The 23,490-nt window shown below is 35.6% G+C and carries 16 protein-coding genes; all 16 read left to right on the top strand.

What is annotated here, in order from left to right; translation table 11 throughout:
* Nucleotides 1-139: 139 nt before the first annotated feature.
* On the top strand, nt 140-1,027 hold the full coding sequence (locus ACO5GE_RS05155; RefSeq protein ID WP_484829860.1) for a DNA/RNA helicase domain-containing protein: 888 nt from the start codon (nt 140-142) through the stop codon (nt 1,025-1,027).
* A gap of 51 nt (nt 1,028-1,078) precedes the next feature.
* The gene (locus tag ACO5GE_RS05150; protein ID WP_484829859.1) at nt 1,079-3,055 is read left to right on the top strand and encodes an AAA family ATPase; all 1,977 of its coding nucleotides are present in this window, start codon (nt 1,079-1,081) and stop codon (nt 3,053-3,055) included.
* Nucleotides 3,052-4,125 (top strand): 5-methylcytosine-specific restriction endonuclease system specificity protein McrC, encoded by a 1,074-nt coding sequence (gene mcrC / locus ACO5GE_RS05145; RefSeq protein WP_484829858.1) that lies wholly within the window; start codon nt 3,052-3,054, stop codon nt 4,123-4,125. The genes ACO5GE_RS05150 and mcrC overlap by 4 nt, the downstream gene beginning before the upstream one ends.
* Nucleotides 4,122-4,535 (top strand): hypothetical protein, encoded by a 414-nt coding sequence (locus tag ACO5GE_RS05140; protein ID WP_484829857.1) that lies wholly within the window; start codon nt 4,122-4,124, stop codon nt 4,533-4,535. Before mcrC ends, ACO5GE_RS05140 begins: the two co-directional genes overlap by 4 nt.
* 143 nt (nt 4,536-4,678) lie before the next feature.
* Entirely contained in the window at nt 4,679-5,161 is a 483-nt protein-coding gene (locus ACO5GE_RS05135; protein ID WP_484829856.1) for an imm68 putative immunity domain-containing protein, read from the top strand.
* A gap of 58 nt (nt 5,162-5,219) precedes the next feature.
* A complete protein-coding gene (locus ACO5GE_RS05130; protein ID WP_484829861.1) occupies nt 5,220-6,047 on the top strand; it encodes a 4Fe-4S binding protein in 828 nt (275 codons plus the stop codon).
* Nucleotides 6,048-6,542: 495 nt separating this feature from the next.
* A complete protein-coding gene (locus ACO5GE_RS05125; protein ID WP_484829855.1) occupies nt 6,543-7,358 on the top strand; it encodes a hypothetical protein in 816 nt (271 codons plus the stop codon).
* Nucleotides 7,359-7,383: 25 nt separating this feature from the next.
* Nucleotides 7,384-7,929 carry a DUF1697 domain-containing protein gene (locus ACO5GE_RS05120; RefSeq protein WP_484829854.1) on the top strand — a complete coding sequence of 182 codons (546 nt, stop codon included), beginning with the start codon at nt 7,384-7,386 and terminating at the stop codon, nt 7,927-7,929.
* Between the two features lie 29 nt (nt 7,930-7,958).
* On the top strand, nt 7,959-8,576 hold the full coding sequence (locus ACO5GE_RS05115; RefSeq protein WP_484829853.1) for a DNA alkylation repair protein: 618 nt from the start codon (nt 7,959-7,961) through the stop codon (nt 8,574-8,576).
* Between the two features lie 213 nt (nt 8,577-8,789).
* Complete coding sequence (locus ACO5GE_RS05110) at nt 8,790-9,902, top strand: tetratricopeptide repeat protein (protein WP_484829852.1); 1,113 nt, start codon at nt 8,790-8,792, stop codon at nt 9,900-9,902.
* A 619-nt stretch (nt 9,903-10,521) separates the two neighbouring features.
* Nucleotides 10,522-10,941 carry a MarR family winged helix-turn-helix transcriptional regulator gene (locus ACO5GE_RS05105; RefSeq protein ID WP_484829851.1) on the top strand — a complete coding sequence of 140 codons (420 nt, stop codon included), beginning with the start codon at nt 10,522-10,524 and terminating at the stop codon, nt 10,939-10,941.
* Nucleotides 10,942-10,988: 47 nt separating this feature from the next.
* Complete coding sequence (locus tag ACO5GE_RS05100) at nt 10,989-12,770, top strand: ABC transporter ATP-binding protein (RefSeq protein WP_484829850.1); 1,782 nt, start codon at nt 10,989-10,991, stop codon at nt 12,768-12,770.
* On the top strand, nt 12,763-14,682 hold the full coding sequence (locus ACO5GE_RS05095) for an ABC transporter ATP-binding protein (RefSeq protein ID WP_484829849.1): 1,920 nt from the start codon (nt 12,763-12,765) through the stop codon (nt 14,680-14,682). The genes ACO5GE_RS05100 and ACO5GE_RS05095 overlap by 8 nt, the downstream gene beginning before the upstream one ends.
* Before the next feature lie 391 nt (nt 14,683-15,073).
* Nucleotides 15,074-15,805: a TraX family protein gene (locus ACO5GE_RS05090; protein WP_484829848.1), complete on the top strand. Its 732-nt coding sequence runs from the start codon at nt 15,074-15,076 to the stop codon at nt 15,803-15,805.
* A gap of 232 nt (nt 15,806-16,037) precedes the next feature.
* Entirely contained in the window at nt 16,038-16,865 is an 828-nt protein-coding gene (locus tag ACO5GE_RS05085) for a PepSY domain-containing protein (RefSeq protein WP_484829847.1), read from the top strand.
* Between the two features lie 391 nt (nt 16,866-17,256).
* Nucleotides 17,257-23,490, top strand: a 6,234-nt coding sequence (locus tag ACO5GE_RS05080; protein WP_484829846.1) for a Cna B-type domain-containing protein, incomplete at its 3' end; no start/stop codon positions are given.

Below are 23,490 nucleotides of genomic sequence, written 5' to 3'. Positions count from 1 at the left end.
GAAGACACATGAGGAAGAATGTGGACCTTATTTTTATAGACCTTGATGCTTACAATTCTCGGTTTGTCGAGCTAATACCTTTTAACGATAACATTATGCTATCGTTAAATAGTTTAGTGGATATGTTCCCACTTTTAATATGTCAGAACCTGAATTTTTGATAAGCATATTAAATCGACATAAAGGTTGGGCTACTATCATATGTTTAATTGGTGGAGGTCAAGAGATAAATAAAGGAGAATCCGGAGGTATGTTTGGCTGGTTTGAGGCTTTAAGAAAGAATTATTCTGAGTGGGATGTGTATATCTCAAATAAAATTAGTGATAGTGAGTATTGTAAAGGATATGATATAAACTATTTATTGAGAGGAATTAAATATAAGCGTATTGATGACTTACATTTATCTGTTTCATTGCGTTCTTTTAGAAGTGAGAATGTTGCAGCATTTGTTAAAGCAGTTTTAGATGTAGATAAATCTACTGCAAAGACGCTGTATAATAAATTTAAAAAAGATTATCCGATTTGTATAACTAGAGATTTGGAGATAGCAAAAAAATGGGTAAAAGGCAAAGCTAAGGGATCTCAATGTTATGGAATTACTGCAAGTTCAGGCGCAAAACGACTTCGTAAATATGGGGTGTGGGTACAAAATAAAGTGGATGCTCCAAATTGGTTTCTGAATGGAATAGAAGATGTTAGATCGTCTAACTTCTTGGAAGAAACTGCAACCGAATTTGATATACAAGGTTTAGAACTTGATTGGACTATCGTTTGTTGGGATGCGAATTTAAGGTTTCGCAATGATCGTTTTGAGTATTTTGAATTTAAGGGAACGAAGTGGCAAAATGTAAACAATCAAGATAATATTCTATATTTGAAAAATGCGTACAGAGTTCTTTTAACACGTGCTCGACAAGGGGTTGTTATTTTTGTACCAACTGGAAATGACAGTGATGAAACTATGCAAGTAAGTTTTTATGATGGTATCTACCATTATTTAAAGGAAATTGGGATTGAGGAAGTTTAGCATTGGAGAATTGGATAAAAAAAGTTTTTGTGATACGAGGAGAACATAACGATGTTTGATAAAATTCGATTAAAGGAAATACTGGTTGAATATAAGAAACGATTTGTTCAAAAGCAATGGCCTGATGAAAATTTTAAATGGGAGGCAGTAAAGTGTTTTCAAGATAATTGGGATGTGAATGCTGATGATTTTTCAGGGATGCTGAAAAAGTCTCTATCGAAGACCGACTCTCTACTGGCATCACCGGATAATTTTCCGGCACAAATGATAATTAAGTTTGCAGAAATTGTTCCGAAAGAAGTAAGGTCGATGTTTCTCATACTCTTCGATGAGAGTATGGATGTATATGAGCGTATCGATACCTTCAAGCAGAAGTCCGGCGTTCTTCTCGAAAGGTATGGTTCCGGTGCAAAGCATCATTATCAGAAAGAAAATCCAATCTGCACTTATCTTTGGTTAAGATATCCGGACAAGTATTATGTATACAAATTCAGGGAAGTGAAAGCAGTATCCGATGAGTTGCATAGTGACTATATTTTTAAAACAGGTGATTATACAAACAATATTCGTAATTTTTTAGCTTTTTACAATGAAATCTGTGCTGAGTTGCAACAGGATAAAGAATTAAAAAATATGCTTGCTTCTCAGATAACAGAAACCCATTATCCGGACACTGAGCTTAGGACGCTGACAATGGACGTTGGCTTTTTCATTAGGACATACCTAAAGAAAGATGTTGATGCACTGTCAACGGATGAATGGTGGCCGACGGATTATTCGCCGGAATTGACGGTGGAAGACTGGAAAGGATTACTTAACGATAATGAAGTGTTTACAGTCAGTAGCTTAGAGATTATGAAACGGATGCTTGATTATGGAGGAAAGGCAACTTGCGAGGAGTTAGCAATGAAATACGGTGAGAGTGAGGACTTCTATTCTTCTACTTCGACTGACCTTTCCAAAAGAATAGTTCAAAAGACAGGATGTCCTGTAATGCAGGTTGAGGATGAGAAGAATAAGTGGTGGCCTGTTTTGTATGTTGGAAGTCTTGCAAAGAAAGATGAAGAAGGTTTAATGGTTTGGAAATTGAGAACGGAACTTTCAGAGTCATTGAGACGAATTGATTTGTCAAAAGTAAATCTTTATCAAAATTCATTACTATCTGTCGGTGGGAATGAAAGATATAAAAAAGATGATTTCTTGAAAGAAGTGTATATGACAGAAGCAAAGTATGACAGACTTGCAGCTGTTCTGAAAAAGAAGAAGAATATTATTCTTCAAGGAGCTCCGGGAGTGGGAAAGACATTTGCTGCTAAGAGGTTAGCCTACTCTATTATGGGTGAAGTAGATGATTCACGTATCGAATATATTCAATTTCATCAGAATTACTCTTATGAAGATTTCATGATGGGATACAAACCTGTAGACGACGGGTTTGAACTTAAATATGGCATTTTTTATAGGTTTTGTGAGACAGCTGAAAACTATCCTGATAAAGACTATTTCTTTATTATCGATGAAATCAATCGTGGAAATATAAGTAAAATTTTTGGTGAATTGCTCATGTTGATAGAGTCGGATTATCGTGGGAAGAAGGTTACTCTTGCGTATAACGGATTGAGTTTTTCTGTTCCAAAGAATTTGCACATCATCGGTATGATGAATACTGCTGATAGAAGTTTGGCTATGATTGATTATGCATTAAGACGTCGTTTTAGTTTTTTTGATATAGAACCGGGTTTTGATTCGGAAGGTTTCATCCGTTATCAAAACGGATTTTCAAACGAGATATTCAATAGTTTGGTGGAACGAGTGAAGGAACTTAACCGGGAAATTATGAATGATAAGTCACTTGGAAAGGGATTTTGTATTGGTCACAGTTATTTCTGTAATATGGATGATTGTTCAGAGGAATGGTTGAAGGATGTTGTAGATTTTGATATTTTACCAATGCTAAGTGAATATTGGTTTGATGAGACAGTTAAACTCCAACATTGGGAAAATAGGTTGCGTGGTGTGTTTCAATGACAAATGATAAGAGCATCTTAATCAACAATATCTACCATATGTTGTCTTATGCTTTTCAGAATCTAAGTCAAAGTATTTATGATGATGTCGCAATCGAATCATTCGATGAAATGTACGACCTTTTGGCAGCGATTCTTGCAAAAGGAATCGGACTTCAACTCAAACAAGGACTATATCGTGAATATATAAATCGACAGGAAGAACTTTCTGTGTTACGTGGAAAGATAAATATGTCCGGGACGATAAAGAACCAATTAGTACACAAGCGTGTTTTGACTTGCGATTTCGATGATTTGTCTGAAAACAATTTGTTCAATCAGATTATAAAAACTACGGTGTCTTTATTATTAAGAAATGATACAGTAAAATCTAAGTACAAAGATGACCTGAAAAAGAAAATGTTATTTTTTTCTAACATTGAATTTTTGGAACCAACTTCTATAAGATGGTCTTCGATTAGATTTCAAAGAAATAATCAAACTTACAGAATGCTGATCAGTATCTGTCAGTTAATACTTGAAGGAATGCTGATGACTACGGATACAGGAGAGTATCGATTAGCATCCTTTCTGGATGAACAGCATATGTGCAGGTTGTACGAGAAGTTTATCTTGGAATACTACAATCGTCATTATCCTGAACTCAAGGTAAGTGCATCGCAGATTCCATGGTCGGTAGATGACGGAGTAAGAACAATGCTTCCAATGATGCAGAGTGACATTCATCTTCAGAAGGGTAATACTGTTCTGATTATCGATGCGAAATATTATAGCCATACAACACAGACTCAATATGACAAGCATATCCTTCATTCAAATAACATGTATCAGATTTTTGCCTATGTGAAGAATCGTGATTATGAGTTTGGAGAAGAGGAACATACTGTTTCCGGAATGCTTCTTTATGCGAAAACAGAAGAAGAAATTCAACCGGATCACGTGTATCAAATGCATGGGAATCAGATAACAGTAAGGACATTGGATTTGAATCTGCCATTTGTTGATATAGCCGGTCAGTTGAATCAAATTGCAGAATCTCATTTCGATTTGCTTGAAAGAAGTATGGTGTGAGTAAAGGAGTAGGAGCAAAGGCAAAACTAATCTTGCAAGATGATAAGACTGTTATTTATGAATATGGTTTGTACAATTGGAATGAAGAAAAATATAGAAATGCCGAGCAAGTTTGTGACGGGATGGTAAGTATTCAAAAAACTTGTTTTTTGAAACCGGAAATACATGAAAAAATCAAAAGGTTTCCAAATAGTAAAAAGAAACTTATCACTAAGAAAATTCCGGTTGATGTGAATTATTTGAAAGCTATAGATGAAGGTTTGATTATCATTGAAAACTGTTCCAATTGTTGGGAGGCAACTGATGACGAAAAACAGCTTGATGTGATGGTATTACACATTTTATGTTATTTGTTCTTGCGATATCAAGAAGAAGGGAACATACCGGAATACATTGGTTATGAGGTATAAAGACCAAATACCTGTTTCCACCAAAACCGAGTTATTTTTGTTGATTTCAGACATGATGAGAAATTGACAGAAAAAAGAATGAAAGTGGAAAGTATATTCATAACAAGAGATAGATGAGTTAGAATGGATAGGAGAGATGACTTGTGTATATTGAAAAATATTGGAGTGATTTCATCGGTGGTTCCGATGATAGCTTAAACCTTGTAGCGTTTTTGGAAGATTGTAGGAAAGAGGAAATTACTCTTACCGAAATTTTTATCAAAAGTGGATTGGATAAACAGAATTGGGACTTTCGTCAGACTGCAAATCCTTTAGAATTTAGGCACTCTATCGGTCTAGATATGGACTTTCATTTTGCGATTGATGTGATTATCGATCTTGCTGCAATTCTTCTGGAGTGTCACATCAGTGGGAGTGTGAATCTTCTTGATTTGTCTGATAATGAAGATATTTCATCCCGACAGATACGAGTTACTGCAACAGAGGAGGAACATTCTTCCATGAATCATGCTCTTATGCATTTTACTCAAAATCCCAAATCTTATGATTTATATGAGATGATAGGAGATGATATTGTTGAATTAGCTATGGTGGTAGAGGAAATGAGAAAAGAACTGTACAAGTAAGTATAACATCAATAAAAAAGAAACATAGGAATTTTTTTGGAGGGAAGACTAGTTGAATATGAACAATAAAAAATGGTATATCACATTAGGAGTTTGGATGATATTTGAAACGATTGCAATCATTCTTTGGTTGACAAAGGACAATCTGTTCTATTTGTTTAATTTTTCCTATATCGGCACTGCAATATCAATAGGATTGTTACTTTTTCAGATAGAATATCAACATGCCAGACGGATGGTTCAATTGTTAGTGGGTCTGTATATGCTTATTTATCTCGGGTTGATTTGTAACGAGAATATGCAGATAGAGGGTTTTTGGTACTATTTGTTTACAGGGGTATTTGAAGCGGCAACAATACATTATGCAGTTGCAAAGATATTCGGTCCATTGATTTTTGGAAGAGGATGGTGTGGATATGCTTGTTGGACAGCTATGGTGCTGGATTTTCTTCCATTTAAGGTTCCTCAAAGTTCACGAAAAAAGGAATTGGACAGAATACGATATGTTATGTTTGTTGCATCGTTGACTTTTGTAGCCTCGTTATTTTTCTTTCAGGTGAACAATCTTGAACGCATTATGTTTTGGTGTTTTTTGATTGGAAACATTCTTTATTATATCATTGGAATTTCTCTTGCCTATGCTTTGAAAGACAACCGAGCTTTTTGCAAATATATCTGTCCGATTACTGTTTTTTTGAAACCTGCAAGCTATTTTTCTCTAGTGCGTATCAAATGTAATGCTGAGAAATGCATATCTTGTGGAAAGTGTAAAAAGGTTTGTCCAATGGATGTTGATGTAACAGATAATTCAAGAAACCGACAATATGGAACAGAATGTATCCTTTGCATGGAATGCGTAAAAATTTGTCCTAAGAATGCACTGTGACATATGAGTTTGAGAAGGAAGCCGTTCGGAATACAGATACATCTCTTTCGATATTGTTACGGATAAGGTTATGCAGATGAATGAAATTGTCGTAGAATAGTTTCATTCATAACTTTTCGTTGTACTATTTTAGGAGATAATTGAATGCCTAAATCATTCATAATGAAAGATTAAAATCAAGGACTTACCTAAAGCTATTTTTAAAAATATATGGATAGCTTCAGATAAGTCTTTTTTCTATCAAATTTACCTTGTGGAAAAAGCAGTTTGAGTAAATGGATATGAGGTGGTTTGATATTATAAAAAGAATGGAATATAATGAAATTGTTATTTTAAGTGATAAACTCTGTTAGCAACATGATGACAAAGAGTGGAAAGGTAAATGAATATATAGTGTATTTCAATAAAACAGGTGTCAGAAAAATAGTAAATTTCAGTGCGAGATACAAATGTTATGTGTTGAATAGATAGAAAAGTTGTGAGGTGAAAATGGTTATGGCAATAGATGGTGTAAAAATGATAGATAGTGATACCGCTCATGACATTTATCGTTATGTTACCGAAAGCTATAAGGATGGCGTAAGTGTCGACAACATAATAGATACAATGTTGTCGGAGGAAAAAGATTATTGCATAGATGAGTTTTATTCAGAAATATATTGGACTGCACTTGCTTATTCTTTATGGAAAATAGGACACTTGCCTAACAATATCAAAAAGAAAGCATTGGAAATAATCAAAAACGGAGCAAATGAATTTTGGCTTGAAATTGATGACAAAGCTTTGAAAAAAAGACAAAAAATATTAGATAAATTAGCAATCCAATTAGAAACTGAAAATATAAAGCCACTTAAAATATCCAAGTCAAAAGTTACACAAAAACCATACTTTCATACAGGTGATGTTCTTGCAGTAAAATTTGATGATGAGTATGGTGTTTGTTTTGTTTCTTCAGTAGACGAAAGACCGAGAAAGTTAGAATATAATTTGGCTTGTACCCGTTTATTACAAAAAGAAAAACCAAGTATGGAAGATTTTTTGAATAGTAAGATTGCTTGTACGATGCAAAATACATCTTATTGTTTGAAAACAGATTGTTGGTTTAATCACAAAGATTTGGGGCTGATATTGAATAAGTTTGAAAAAATCGGAAAAGTGGAATTGGAAGATTATGTTTTAGGTATGCTATCTCCTGCTTCGACATTGGAAGATATTTACGATCAAATCACTCAAAGCGAAAAAACTTCGAGAGTGAAATGGAAAGATACTTCCAATCTCATACGAAGTTTTGAGGTTGCTGAGAAAATATAAATTGAAATTTTGGGAGGTCAATCGATTGAGATATATACTGTTATTGCGTGGGATTAATGTGGGTGGTAGGAACAAGGTATCGATGAGTGATTTCAAACATCTGTTGTTAAATGAGAGTTTTGAAGATGTGACTTCCTATAGTAACAGTGGGAATCTTTTTTTCAGTAGTCTTCAAGATAGGAAAAGTTGTGTTTTGAAGATAAGACATCTATTAGAAAAGAACTATGACTTTTCTATCCCTTTTGCATTCATAACTAAAGAAGAGTATTTGGAAGAAATATCCAAATTGCCGGATTGGTGGCACAAAGAGTTGGCAAGAAGAGATGTTTTATTTTTCTCATACAACTTGAATTCATCTATTGTTTTTGATTTTATAGATAAATCTACATTCCATAATGAAAGGATTCATATCGGAAAACATGCGATATTTTGGGGAAAATACGATGAGTCGGAATATCTAAAAACCACCTACCATAAAAAATTAATGAAACAAGATTTTTATAAGCAAATTACAATTAGAAATGGAAAAACATTTGAAAAGATAGCTGAAATTTTGGAAAATGGAATATAAATTCAAATTTTTGAGTGAGGAGATTTTGGTTGAAAGAATATATTGTGAGTTTGGAAAAAGAATTTTCTTTGATAGAACATGGATTCAAAGAAGAGGAAAAAAGAGCCTTAGCCGATTATAAATCAAATGATGATGAATTCATTAAGAAGTTGGCATTGTTAGCGTTCCAATCTGACGCTTATCAAGTTAGAATGTATGGAGTCTTTCTTTTTGGATACCTATCGGAAGAAGAGGATATTTTAACATTTATGCGAGATAAAGTTTCGAAAGATGCTAATTGGAGAGTTCAGGAGGTTTTGGCGAAAGCATTTGATGAATTTTGTAAAAAAACAGGGTATGAAAAATCACTTCCAATCATTGATACATGGTTAAGTAACAGCAATCCCAACACGAGGAGAGCCGTGATAGAGGGATTAAGAATATGGACGAACAGAGCATATTTTAAAGATTATCCGCAGGAAGCAATCAAACGAATAGCAGGATTAAAAGATGATACGAGTGAATATGTCAGGAAGTCGGTGGGAAATGCTTTAAGGGATATTAGCAAAAAATTTCCTGAGCTAATCAGAGTGGAACTCAATGAATGGGACTTAGAAAAGAAGGAAATCAGTCAAGTGTACAAGTTAGCGAGTAAATTTATTCGTTGACAATTGCGGTTTACAGGGGAACTAAACATTTCATTCCTTGGCTTGAAAGGTACATTGATAAGATTTTGTGACAAATTTCCGTGATTTTTTAAGAATAGTAGTGATTGTAAGTTGTTTGTATTGACTTATCGAATATTACTTTTAGTGTCAAAGTGATCACTGAAAGAGTAGACAATGTAATATATCTATGCTGTAGAAAGGATAGTAAGGAACATGTTAGATGAAATCAAAAATTATTGGTATTGCTTGAAAACAGAATATGAAAATAAATACAACACTCCATTTTTGAGAGATTTTGAGAAATCAAAAAAATATCTTGAAAAAATGAAAAACTATCTTTTGGGAAGACAGGAAGAATATCCTTCGGATGTCGATGTGATATGCACACTTGCTTCTGTTCAATTGGAACTTAGATGTGGTGACAGTAACTATATCGAATTCTTGGAGAGCTTCCTAAATAGATTTTCAGATACTTTAGATGATAGAGAGAAAGCAAGAATTTATACCAATCTTGCTTTCTGTAACGATTATTCCATATCTACATTAGAGTATTTGATAAGAGCCGAAGAACTAAAATCATCGTTTGTTGAAACATATAACGGTCTTGGACTATACTACTTTGCTGAGTATGAGATTTGTAGAGATGAAAAAAACATATCGTTGAGCAAAAAATACTTTGAAATAGCAAGAGATATGGATGAACGCTATGAATTTTCTTTCAATTATGCAGTCTCTTTATATGAACTTAAGAAATATGAAAATGCAAAAAAAATATTTTTGGACTTGCTTAGAAAATTTCCAAACCGAATACGACTGATGTTGTGTCTTGCCTATTGCGAGACTTATCTTGGAAACAAAGAAAAAGCGATCTATTACTTGCAACAGGTAAAGGATGGTCGAGACGACAATTATTCCTTAAATACTGATGACATTGCTGATTATGAGATTTTTAATGTTTATTATGTACTTGAAGAATACGATAAGTATTTATCTTTTTTTGATAAAGTGATTTCAGATTATTATACAGCAGATTGGGAACAATATTATTATGTTTTATGGCAAAAGAATGAGAAAAAGAAGTTTGTTGAGCTGGAAGAAAAGAACAGAACATACTTTGAAAAAATGATAGCAGAAGCGATATCTGATGATTATTATGATAGTGAAGAAGAAAAGAAAGAAACGATTGCAGAATGGAAAAATGATAAAAGAAAATTTGAAGAAATGATATCTCGAATTAAGGAAGATATTTCCAAACCTCAATTACAACTGTCTTTATATCCTGAGTATATATGCTTTATGGCAGACTGTGTCAGACATCAATTTTAATCATGTGATTGGACAAATCCTCATGCAACAGTGGGTATTCATCTTTGTAAGATAAGATATGTCTATTGTTAAATGGGGATTTTTATGTTTTCTTATGTTATCGATGCGTACTGTATTTCATGCTAAAACGTATTTTTTATTGAATTTTGATGATAGGATAGTGACTACAACATGAAAAAATGTTAATTCATATAGTAGAAATTGAAGTAACAGGAATAGATTGATGGAGGTATCAAAAGCGAATTCTCACTAAAATTTTCAAGGCAGAGTAAGTGAAACAGATGAATATTCTAAAAAAGAGGAATGGACAGTAATCATCCGTAGGTACTTGTTGTGATTTTCCAAATGAGGTATTATTATATTTTTTATTTTCTAACGGATTACTTTTCTGTACGATTTGAAGAGATAGGAATATGAATAAAAAACAACAAGCTGTCATTGATAAAATGTACACAACCTAGAATCAAAGTAATCAGAAACAGTTTTTCTGTGGAAAAAGTATAGCATAAGAATAGAAGAAATGAAGATTATATGAAGATATGGTTACGTTTGTTGACTCTACACGATTTTACATAGTACAATATGTAGCATACTACAGTTTTGGAAGGAGAATCGATTTGTGTCCACTCAGCATATTAGCTATCTGATGAAGAATATTACAGATAAAATCAAAATAAATGTAGATATAGCTTTGAAAAGCTATAACTTGACCTTGACACAGAGTTGTGTGTTGGGTTTCTTGAGTGTTAATAACAGTCAAGCTACACAGAAAGAAATTGAAGAGTTTCTTAAGGTATCTCATCCAACTGCAGTTGGACTTGTAAGTAGAATGGAACAAAAAGGTTTTTTGGTTACATGGACTGATTCATCAGATAGACGAAACAAAATCGTCGCATTGACAGAAAACGCACAAAATATCAGTAAAGTGATGGAGGCTATGATGGATGAACAGGAGTGCAAAGTGTTGCAAGGACTTTCCAAACAACAAATAACGGAGTTGATGTCTATATTGAAAGTTATGTATCGTAATCTTTCATGAAGTGAAGAGGTCGATAGTTCTATTTGCTTTTTACAAATAGATGTGTAATGTATTTTGAATGGAAAGGGGTAAGTAGTTTGGTTTATACTCTACTCAAAAGTCTTCGACAATATAAGAAAGTTTCAGTCTTTACCATTATACTTTCAGTTTTGGAGGTAATATTTGAAATTATTATTCCGTTAACCATGGCAAATCTCATTGATTATGGGATTGAATCGGGGAGTATAGGAATGGTGTGGAAATTTGGTGCCTGGTTGTTGATTCTTGCCATATTACAACTATTGACAGGTTTTTTTGCAGCGTGGTTCGGTGCGAAAGCTTCAGTAGGCTTTGCACAAAACCTTCGTGAAGATATGTATGACAATGTGCAGACTTTTGCATTTTCAAACATCGATAAGTTTTCTACAGCATCTATAGTCACACGATTGACAACAGATGTAACGAATCTTCAAAATTCTTATCAAATTTTGCTTAGGATGGCCGTTCGAGGACCTGCCATGATGTTATTTTCTATGGTGGTATCATTTCAGATCAACAAGGAAATTTCACTGGTATTTTTGGTCATGATTCCAATTTTGATGGGATTTATGATACTCATTATTCAAAAGGTGCATCCAATTTTTACCAAGGTATTTCGCACTTATGATGAGTTGAACAATGTGGTTCAGGAGAATGTTCGTGGAATCCGAAATGTCAAATCTTTCAATCGGGAAGAGTATGAAACGGAAAAATTCAAGGGAATTTCCAAGCGAATATATGAAGATTTTGCAAAAGGAGAGAGATGGATTGCATTTGGTTCTCCGTTAATGGAGGCGTCTACTTATACCTGTATGATTTTTATTTCGTGGTTTGGAGCGAAGGCGATTGTAGCAAGTGGAAACAATGCTGCAATTGGCTTGACAACAGGTAATTTGACGGCACTGATTACCTATGCGATGCAGATTATGGTGAGTTTGATGATGCTTTCCATGGTTTTTGCTATTATTACGATTTCCAGCTCCTCTGCACAGCGTATAGCAGAAATTTTGCAAGAACAGACAGACATTCAAAATCCATCATATGCTATTACAGAAGTTAAGAATGGTGATATTGTTTATGAGAATGTAGATTTTTCGTATGCTTCTAAAACGGATAAAAAGGTCTTGAATCATATCAATTTAAGTATTCGTTCCGGTGAGACGGTTGGTATCATCGGTGGAACAGGTTCATCGAAAACATCGTTGGTACAATTGATTCCAAGACTTTATGATGTAACAGGAGGGAGCGTGAGTATTGGGGGGATAGATGTTAGAAACTATGACCTTAACACTTTACATCATGCAGTTGCTATGGTACTTCAAAAGAATGAGTTGTTTTCCGGTACCATCAAAGAGAATCTTCGTTGGGGAAAAGAAAATGCAACTGATGAAGAGTTGAAAGAAGCGTGTGTCCTTGCTTGTGCAGATGGATTTATTTCTGCTATGCCGGACGGATATGATACTTATATTGAACAAGGTGGTGTCAATGTATCCGGTGGGCAGAAACAACGACTTTGTATTGCACGAGCACTGTTGAAAAAACCGAAGGTTCTTATCTTAGATGATTCTACTTCTGCAGTAGATACAAAAACAGATGCTCAGATTCAACGTGCCTTCACCTCCTATATTCCTGAAACAACAAAGATCATCATTGCACAACGTATCAGCTCCATACAACACGCAGACAAAATTGTTGTGATGGATGACGGAAAAGTTTCTGCTATCGGAACGCATGATGAACTGTTGAAAACCAGTTCAATTTATAAAGAAGTATTTGATTCTCAGCAGAAAGGAGGAAATGATAATGACTGATAGAACAAAATGGAGAGGACATAGTATATCTTCGACAAAGTTTGATTCTAAGACATTAAAACGATTATTTTCGTATATGAAAGAATATCGCAAAACGATGATTTTGGTTATTATCTGTATTCTCCTCAGTTCGATTGCAAGCGCAGTTTCGGCACTTTTTCTGCAACAGTTGATAGATTCATATATATCGCCGTTGTTAAGTGATGACAATCCGGTTTTTACCGGACTTATGCATGCACTTATTAGTATAGGAGCAGTCTATTTTATAGGGATATTGTCTACTCTGTTCTACAACCGTCAAATGGTGACGATTGCTCAAGGAACGTTAAAGCGTATTCGTGATGAGATGTTTACTAAAATGCAACGACTTCCTGTTCGTTATTTTGATGCTCACAGTCATGGAGATATCATGAGCCTTTATACCAATGACACAGATACTCTTCGTCAGGTGATTGCACAGTCTATGGCACAGATAGTATCTTCTATCTTTACTGTTGTGGCAGTATTCATCTGTATGCTCTATATCAGTGTATGGTTGACATTGGTGGTGTGTGTGGTATTGTTCCTCATTTTGAAGCTCATGTCAAAAATTGCGGGAAAGATTGGAAAATACTCCATCGCACAACAAACAGCTCTTGCGAATCTCAATGGATATGTGGAAGAAATGATAAATGGGCAAAAAGTGATTAAGGTATTCAGTCGTGAAGATAAGACTCGTTGTGAAATGCGTCGTAGAGGGAAAGAATGGTTAGAAAATGCGATAAATGCTACCGGTATGGCGAATGCAATCATGCCTCTAATGAATGCGTTTGGCTATGTTCAGTATGTCATTGTCGCTATCTTAGGTGGTTATATGGCGATTGCAGGTACGACCAATCTTGGGTTAACAGGAACAAAAACACTGACACTTGGTATGATTGCATCCTTCTTGACACTTTCTCGCAATTTTATAAATCCTATTTCGCAAATTTCCAACCAGTTCAATTCTATTTTAATGGCACTTGCCGGTGCATCACGGATTTTTTCATTTTTGGATGAACAACCGGAGGAAGATGAGGGTTATGTTACTCTTGTCAGTGCAGTTGAGAAAGATGGTAAGTTGGAGGAAGTATCAGAACATACAGGACTTTGGGCATGGAAACATCCTCATCGTGACGGGACAGTGACCTACACAAAGTTGGAAGGCCGAATTGTGTTTGACAAAGTAGACTTCGGTTATACACCGAACAAAACTGTCTTGCATGACATTACACTTTATGCAGAACCCGGACAGAAAATTGCTTTTGTCGGTGCCACGGGTGCAGGTAAGACTACTATTACCAATCTGATTAATCGTTTTTATGATATTGGCGATGGTAAAATCAGATATGACGGAATCAATATCAATAAGATAAAAAAGGCAGACTTGCGAAGCAGTCTAGGGATTGTGTTGCAAGAAGTAAACCTTTTTACCGGAACAGTTATGGAAAATATTAGATATGGAAATCTGAATGCAACCGATGAACAGTGTGTTGAAGCTGCAAAACTTGCAAATGCAGACGGATTTATTCGTATGTTACCACAAGGATACGATACGGTACTAAAAGGTGACGGTAGCGGACTTTCTCAAGGGCAACGCCAACTAATTTCGATTGCTCGTGCTGCAGTTTCCGATCCACCGGTCATGATTCTTGATGAAGCAACATCCTCCATTGATACCCGAACAGAGTCTTTGGTACAAAATGGAATGGATAAGTTGATGGAGGGACGTACTGTATTTGTTATTGCACACAGATTATCAACAGTTCAAAACTCGGATGTAATCATGGTGTTGGATCAAGGTCATATTATAGAGCGTGGAAGTCATGATAAATTAATTAGTGAAAGAGGCACTTACTATCAGCTCTATACCGGTGCTTTTGAACTTGACTAAGTAATATCTGAACGGGGTGATTACAAATATAATATTTAAGTAAAGCATTTCAAACACTGAATTGCTATCCTATATCATAGAAGATTACAGTTTTTTTTCAAATTGGTGTAAATAGAATAGGATGTCCATACCTTTCAAGACTTGTTATGAAATTCGTTGAACCATTAACAATACCATGCGAAAGGGAAGTGTATTTTATTCTGATTATTTTGGAGCCAAGTAGAATAGAGAAACTTATTTCTTTTTGATTAGGAAGTCAAGATAATGCAATAATCAATAGAGATAGATAAAGGTATTGTTTGGAAATATGTTCGAAATAAATGGACAAAATATCTGTTTTGAACAATATGCAGTGTGGTAAAGAGTATCACAAGATATAGGAGGATATGATATGGAAGAAAAAAAACGATTTGAAGATGAGAGATTAAAGAAGTTCCAAGTATTGAACGGAGCACAGTTAAAATATATCGCATTTGTATCTATGTTAATCGATCATACAAACAATGCTCTGATTACACCAATGCTTAATGGAACGGGATGGTTGTTACGTTTGTCCAATCTATTCTCCATATTGGGAAGAATAGCATTTCCCATCTTTATCTTTTTTATCGTAGAGGGATTTTTTAAGACAAGCAATCGAAAAAAATATTTGTTGACACTCCTTGTATTTGGAGTGATATCGGAAGTTCCATTTGATATGTTTACATCAAAAACATTCTATTCACCTTATTGGAACAATATGATGTTTACGTTAGCACTCTGTCTGATAACAGTTTGGATTGTAGATTTTTTGAAAGAAAAGATAGGTAACAAAGTAGTTTGGTATATCGTATCAATCGTTGTAGTTGCAGTATGTAGTGCTATTGCTATGGCGCTAAGTCTCGATTATGACTATCATGCTATCGTTTTAGCTTACCTCTTCTATATTTTTTATGATAAACCGGTATGGGGATCAGTCTTGGGATATTTATCCATCATTAAAGAACTCTATTCTTTTTTGGGATTTGGTATGGTACTGACATACAATGGAAAAAGAGGAAGACAATATAAATGGTTTAACTACCTTTTCTATCCCGTTCATATTCTAATACTTGGAATATTACGTTTTTACTTCAATATTTAATTTGATGAAATATTGAAAGTTGTCTGTATTTTGACCGGCTTTTATACAAAGTGAATTTACAAAACAATAAATTTGAATATCAAAAGTTGACTTTTTATAGAAAGTAAAAATTTTTTATTCTCAAAAGTCGATTTTTTTATAAAACAAAAAATAGTTCAATATAAAAAGTCGGCTTTACCTTAATCGTCTTTTTATATAAAAAAATCTATTTCAAAAGGAGATGTGTAAAATTATGAAAACAAACAAAAAAATAAAGGTAATTTCAGCGTTGCTTATTTCGGGAGCTATCGGTTTGACAACATTGTCAGCTCCATTTTCTGCATTTGCAGATACGGTAAAAAGTACGATTGGAACACAGAAAGCAAAGACGATTGCATTAAATGATGCGAAGGTAAAATATTCTAATGCGAGATTTGTAACTGCAAAATTAGATAAAGAAGATGGTAGCATAGTATATGATGTCGAATTTTATTCCGGCAATAAGGAATACGACTATGAAATAGATGCATATACAGGAAGAATCTTGTCAAAAGATACGGATATTGAATATGTTGCTCCTAAGGCAGTGACTAAGAAACAACAAGGAGCAAATATTGGTATTGTTAAAGCAAAGAATATTGCATTAAATGATGCGAAAGTAAAAGCAGCTAATGCAAGATTTGTAACTGCAAAATTGGACACAGAAGATGGAAGAGTAGTATACGATGTTGAGTTCTATGTAGGAAACAAGGAATATGACTACGAAATTGATGCAAAAACAGGAGAAATTCTTAAAAAAGATACAGACATCGAAAATGATATCATTGTTAAGGTGCCAAGTAAGACGCAAAACACAAACACAAACTATATCAGTGTTGAAAAAGCAAAGAGCATCGCATTGAACCATGCAAAGAAAACAGGTTCAACTGTAAATTTTGTAAAAATGGAATTGGATTATGAAGACGGTAGAAAAGTCTATGATGTTGAGTTCCGTGATGCTAATAAAGAATATAGCTATGAGATAGATGCAAATTCAGGAGCCATTTTGAAGTATGAAGTGGACAATGTAGATTTTGATTAAGACTTTTAATTAAGAAATTACCAAATTTTAGAGTTTATCCAACAGGGGATTTCGTTCTAACTTATTTAGAATGAAATTCCCTGTTTTTTTGCTATTTATTAGATACAAAACAATAAAGATTATTCACTGAATGTTGTTGCATTTTTAAAAGAATTTTAACTTACAATTCCATTTCAATTGGATAAAAATATATGGCATATCCTATATTTTTGTGGTACTATATGATAGCTATTTATGCTATATGATTTATGGATAAATTTATGGGATAGTTAAGTATAGATTTTATCTGTAAATCAAGATATAATGTATATATATTGTTTTATTATTAAATTAGGTAGCTCTAAGGTTAACATGCTAGGCATGAAAGAGTATGAAAGGAGATGGTAACTGAATGAAACATTTTAAAATCAAGAGAACAGCATTACGAGAATGGTTGGCGTTCTTCTTGGTGTTTATGGTGTTCTTGGGAGGTGTTATGCCGAACGATGTTGTTCGTGCAGATAGCCAGCGACTGGAAGCCACAGTGACAGAGCTTGAAATAACGGATGAAGATGGCAATGTTCCTGCAGAGGGGTATTCAACAGATTCTGTTTTTCGACTTCATTACAAATGGGAAGTACGAAATAATGGAGAGGCATTACATGCCGGAAATTATGTTGAAGTGGATTTGCCAAAAGAATTCGATTTTTCAAAAGCAACTACTGAAACACAGTTTAATATCACAAATACTGATGGAGAGGTAGTAGCAAACGTCGATGTTACACCAAGATCATCCGGAGGTGGAACGGCAAGAATCACCTTTTTGGATTATGCAAACGGAAAGACAGAAATCAGTGAGAATTTGTATTTGAAAGCCAATTGGAATGTAGAAGAGTATCCGGTTTTACTGGAAGATGAGTATGAGATAGATTCTACTCTATTTACAGGAAAAATAAAGATAAAACCGGGGGAACAGTTAGCTACAGAAATGCATTTTTTACCCGGAATGATGATTCCGATGAGATTGGCTCCGGGGACTCCGATGGAAGACGGTAGTATTACATTATATGATGACAACCATAGAATTGTTGACGCATCAAACGGGGACGGAACAACTGTGAGTCCATATAACTTGGCAACGATGACAGATACATTGTTTACAATCAATTACAAACCGTTTTACTATGAAGCTCCTGGAGGAGGAACTATTGATTATGGAGATCAGAGAATTGTTGTTGATATTCCAACCTATGGATTCAAACTTGCCAATCCGGGTTCGGAAGGTACCCAATTTACAAGAATTACTTTATTGGATAAAAATGGTAGCACAATTCCATTAGATCCGGCTACAAATCGAAACTATGAAAAAGTAGTAAAAATCATCTACGATATTGATGATGATTTCCTTGCGACTTTGGGACAAGGCTCAAACTTGGTATTTAATATCGCCTTTAACAGACGAAGTTTGACAGATGAAGAATGTAAAAAGTGGCTGGATGACGGGAAATTGGAAACAAGCCTAAATGTAACTGCATGTGAAGGAGAGAACAACACTCCAATTGTCAGTACGAGAAGTTCGTCTTCTTACAAGTGGAGAATGTCTCCGATTCAATACAACGATAATAAGACAACGGTAGCAGGAGATCGTCACCTAAGAGCCAGCAGTATCGCTAAGTTAGCAAATTCTGCAATGTGGTACTATCATGATACCGATGTTAGTACGAGTGGACCTTATACCGGTAATAGTGACTATTACTACTTCAAACAAGGAACAATTCATGACGGGGATACTCCTTTGATGAGATTAAAGCATATCAAGATTTATGCTCCAAAAAATGCCGGTGTCGGTTGGACCTTTACTATCAAACAATTAAAGCCTAGACAAGGCCTTTATGATAAAGACCTTGCAAACCAATTTGTAGTCAGTGCGATACAAGATGATGGTGACGGTAAGGGAAAATACTTTCTCTTGACACCGAGAAAGCCTATGTATAATAACGGAACCGACCATAACTGGAGTGCTACCTTTACTAATGGGGTTTCAGTGATATGGCAAGTTCCTGACGGAATAGACAATATCGGTTCTGAAACATTGTATGAAGCAGCAACTCCTGACTTTGTGTTTGAGACACCGGACGGAACGAGCGGAAAAACGGAAGTTGTAATCAACAAACCGGATCAAGGGGTAAAAATAAAAACCTTAAAAGCAAATCCGGTAGATGCCTATACCATTCACTCCTTTGCCGGTCCGGGATATCAACTGTATAAGAATGGCGGCGGTTTCTATACTGCTAACGCAGTATCTGCGGATGCTAACTATTCAGAAGTCGGTTATGCCAGTATGAGTAACGACTACTATATTTTGAAAGATGGAAGTGGAGAATGGAATGAGTATATTCCAAAGAATAAAACAGGCGCAACTGTTGAAACTTATGAATTTCCGGAACAAATTCAACCGACTGCATGGATTGGAACTGCACAGACATGGAATAAGGAACTGAATAGAGTTTCAAAGGTTGTGTATACGACAGCAGACGGAAATACTCACACAGAAGTAGTCGATGCTGATGTTTATTTATCAAATCCTGCAATTCATTTTCCTAAGGTGAATTTTGATAGGACAGGTGGAAGAGTTACGAAGGTTGAAGTGTATTGGGAACATATCAACAATGATGTGTTTAATACGACTACGTACTATGCCGGAAGATATAATGCTTCTGCACCAAGAACGTCATCTGCTCGAAGTAAATTTGATCTTTATGTAACTCCTGATGCAACCGGACGATTGCAAGTGAAATATTCAGCAAGATCAACGGATGCAACTGCAGATCTAAACGATAACTTTGATTATGAGGCAGCAAAGGCAGTACCGGCTCCTGTCAATGTACTAAGTAGAACAGCGAAAGATGATTTCTTCTGGACTACTGTAGTAAAGAAACCATGTACACAGGTGCGTGCAGAGAGCACAGGAAGCAGATTGACAGAAAACGTCCTGATTCCAACACAGGCAGAAACAGGCACCAAATTCTTCGATACATGGACACTGTTCTTTGACTATGGAACAAGGAAAGCTTTCGCTCCTGTGACCAAAAATCCGAAAATTGATATGACAGTAGCGACCCTGAACTTAAAGGGCTTGGATACTCAAGCTGAGAAGACGGGTCTATTGACCGGAAAGTTTACAGCAAATAAAGCATTAAGTGGATGGAAAATCACCTATAAAACTGCTAACAATGCAACCGGAGTAGAGAGTGCAGAGCAGGTATATCCTATCGGCAACATTGTAGATGGAACAAGAATCGATTTGGGAATTAACAGGAATGTAGAACATTTGTCAAGCCTCGTTCTGTCCTATGACGGATCCTATAATATTGAACCGTTTGCAGATCCGGTCACAGGAAGAGCAGTGTTGTTTTCTAATATTGAATATGAACTTAGAAATACAGACTTTAAAGGAAATCCACTTACTTTTGAGAGAGAAACAGGAGTTGCCTGGTATGGTCCGAACTATTTTATTCAAAATTTAGAGGGTAGATATTACAATGATAATTGTAATGATCACGGAAGTATCCATAGTCCGGGAAGAGGTCAAAATTTTGGTGGTAGAGGATGGAACAACATCGTACAACCACAACGTTACGGACTTCTTACAAGACCCTATATTATAACGAATAAGACAGCAGATAATGTCATTGCAAATGCAGGTGACGAGACTAATAATTCCATCTCACAATCCGGAATCAGTACGCAGAAGGTTAAGTTCAATTCGAGAGCTTATGCTTATGCGATGAATTCAGATGTGCCTGAGAAGGGAAAAATGCCTTATGGAATCCCTGAAGCAGCTTATGTGGAAGTAACAGATAATCAATTTACTCCCGATGTGGATAAATGTAAGTTCTTAGGATATGATAATGCGTCCGGAAAAGTGGAAATTACACAAGTTACGGATGCAGACGGTAAAGTATGGATTAAGATGGTTATTACCGATGCGGGAATACGGGCATTGAACAGAGAATTTCGAAACATTACCAGTGGTGATTGGCACTATTCATATTATTCATCATATGTAGAGTCTTGGCTCAAGGTATTGGAAGATCCGGTAGTGATTGCACTAAAAAGTTTCAGATATACGAGTGTTACAGTACCGGGCAGAAATCAACATTATCCGTATGGAATGGTATACTATGATGTAAGTCCGATTGAGACTAAGCTTGATGGTAGCAAGGAGCAGTATTATAGCTATGGGAAAGTAGCCGGAGATTTATACCAACTTTCTAATAATGCTGCAACTGCACTTGGTGCTACAAATGAACAAAAACTGTTCGGAATAAATTTAAGAAACGTAGAAGTAGTTGTAGCGAAGAATGCAGTAGTGGGTGCAAATATGTTCCCGGGAAAATATGACGATGTCGTGTATTCAACAGCAGGAAGTAAATTCCCTACACAAGAATTTTATCCGGATGAAAGAAATAATCTTCGTGGAGATTTCTTTATTCAATCTCCTGATTCAGAAGACTTCAAGGATTATAAAGCGACTATTGAAATTCCTAGAATGGGAAGATCTATGTCATACACTCAGCAAAGCACAACGGAGCAAACGCCTCCTTCAGGTATGAATATGTATCTGACCGGTAGAATAAGTGTCACTCAAGACACTCGTACGGGAGGTAAGCAAGATTTCACCTACAGCACGGATGGAGGAAATAACTTTGTGGCAGCAGAACATATTACTGACTGGTCACAAGTAACACATGTGAAATGTGATTTGGGAAGACTCCCTAGAGGTAGTCAGATCAATATTAAATTACCACTTAAAACAGATGCAAAACCGAAACCGGATGTGCCTGAGGCATATATTGGTGGAACGTTTGAGGCAACTGATGCAACCGATGCAGTGACACAAGGATTTATTCATCCTGCAAGATATGTGCATGGAAATGCCATGGTTACTTCATCAGATGTTTGGTGGGATAAGAACGAAAATGGAAGATTGGATAGTGGCGAAAACAGAGCGGCAGGTATCAGAGTGGAGCTATATTCTCCGGAACGTGATATCACTATTGAAGGTAATCTAATACCGGCAAATTCATGGCTTGACAGTACCGTCACAGATGCTGATGGAAAGTTTGTCCTAAGAACTCATCTATCTGAGCCGGGACAGAGAGTAAAAATTGTGATGCCAAACGATGAAACAAAGCTTACTTTAAAATCAAGCGATGCAGATATGGTGCAACCAAAAAATTCTGATTTTGATAGAACAACCTATTGGACATCACCATTACCGGAGTTTGCAAGAGGAAAACAAACAGCCTCTATTGGTGCCGGATTGATCCATGGCATTACATTGAATGTATCTCCGGTAAAGGTTCATGTAGGGGAACAATCAGGAGCAGCTGCAGCAAATGCTGTAGGTACAAGTGATCATCCTACTCAAAGTCCAACAGTAACCTATCTTCCGCTCAATGATACGATTGCAGATGTTTCCAATATAGGTAAAGTGAATGGAAAAATGACAGGTACAACTGTGGCAGAAGTTACATCTGAAAATACACTCGCAGCAGGAAATCAAGGAATACCTGAAGATACAGTAAAATCAAAATATGATGTGATTGTGTATGCAAAGGTAAATTACAACGCTAATCATGCTGATGTAACGGGAGCAGTACCAACCGATAACAATGAATATTATCCTTCTCTAAGAGCAGATGGAACCGACGCTATGACAGACAAAGTGACTGTTTTGGGTTCAGGTACTATGAGAAGAGCAGGATATTACTTCAAAGGATGGAACACAAAGCCGGATGGAACAGGAACAATGTATCGTGCCGGTAATGTTTTTCAAACAGGACCAATTGATAGTGATGTAGAACTTTATGCAGTTTGGTCTTCAACTTTGATTCCGATAGAAGTACCGACAACAGATATTACCGTAACCAAGAGTTGGGTAATGTTGAATGCAAGTACAGTACTTGTGAATGAAGTAGAAGTAGAATTATTAAAAGATGGTGTTCCAACCGGTAGAAAACTTCCGATGAATGTCGGAAACAATTGGACTGTTACTTTTGAAAATCTACCTGTATCTGCAACATTGAACGGTCAAGAATATAACTATACTGTTAAGGAAGTAGGAGAACAAGGAGCATCGATATTCTTAGACGGTAAATGGTATGGTGTAATCTATAGCGGTACAATGAGAGATGGTCTTAAGGTAACGAACAAAGAAAAATTACCGTGGACTCCAATAGTACCACCAATGAGAACGGTTAAAGTTAAAAAAGAATGGAAAGATCAACAAGGAAATGTTATGAATGCTCCTGTGAGTGAGGTACATGTCATGCTATATAAAGATGGAGTACCAACAGGAGATAGAATTGTATTGAATGACGTGAACAACTGGTCAGGAGAATTCTCCAGACTTGCACTTGCAAGTAGTATTGGAAGTACAAACTATTACCAATATACTGTGAAAGAAGTAGGAGAAAACGGCATTATCAGATTCAATGGAACGCCGTATAGAGTAACTTATACAGGTACTATGGCAAGTGGTTATATTATCACAAATCAATCAGATAGTCCGACAACTCCAGGTGGAGGAACAACCCCAGGAGGAGGAACAACACCGGGAGGAGGAACAACTCCAGGAGAT

It is taken from the genome of Filifactor sp. (assembly GCF_057248345.1).
The sequence above is the reverse complement of the archived record's forward strand: the minus strand, read 5'-3'. Positions and strand labels throughout refer to the sequence as shown.

Excerpts from the sequence above, each read along its gene's own strand:
- ACO5GE_RS05155 (WP_484829860.1), top strand. The coding sequence starts at position 140 with ATGTCAGAACCTGAATTTTTGATAAGCATATTAAATCGACATAAAGGT.
- ACO5GE_RS05150 (WP_484829859.1), top strand. The coding sequence starts at position 1,079 with ATGTTTGATAAAATTCGATTAAAGGAAATACTGGTTGAATATAAGAAA.
- mcrC (WP_484829858.1), top strand. The coding sequence starts at position 3,052 with ATGACAAATGATAAGAGCATCTTAATCAACAATATCTACCATATGTTG.
- ACO5GE_RS05130 (WP_484829861.1), top strand. The coding sequence starts at position 5,220 with ATGAACAATAAAAAATGGTATATCACATTAGGAGTTTGGATGATATTT.
- ACO5GE_RS05125 (WP_484829855.1), top strand. The coding sequence starts at position 6,543 with ATGGCAATAGATGGTGTAAAAATGATAGATAGTGATACCGCTCATGAC.
- ACO5GE_RS05110 (WP_484829852.1), top strand. The coding sequence starts at position 8,790 with ATGTTAGATGAAATCAAAAATTATTGGTATTGCTTGAAAACAGAATAT.
- ACO5GE_RS05100 (WP_484829850.1), top strand. The coding sequence starts at position 10,989 with ATGTATTTTGAATGGAAAGGGGTAAGTAGTTTGGTTTATACTCTACTC.
- ACO5GE_RS05095 (WP_484829849.1), top strand. The coding sequence starts at position 12,763 with ATGACTGATAGAACAAAATGGAGAGGACATAGTATATCTTCGACAAAG.
- ACO5GE_RS05090 (WP_484829848.1), top strand. The coding sequence starts at position 15,074 with ATGGAAGAAAAAAAACGATTTGAAGATGAGAGATTAAAGAAGTTCCAA.
- ACO5GE_RS05085 (WP_484829847.1), top strand. The coding sequence starts at position 16,038 with ATGAAAACAAACAAAAAAATAAAGGTAATTTCAGCGTTGCTTATTTCG.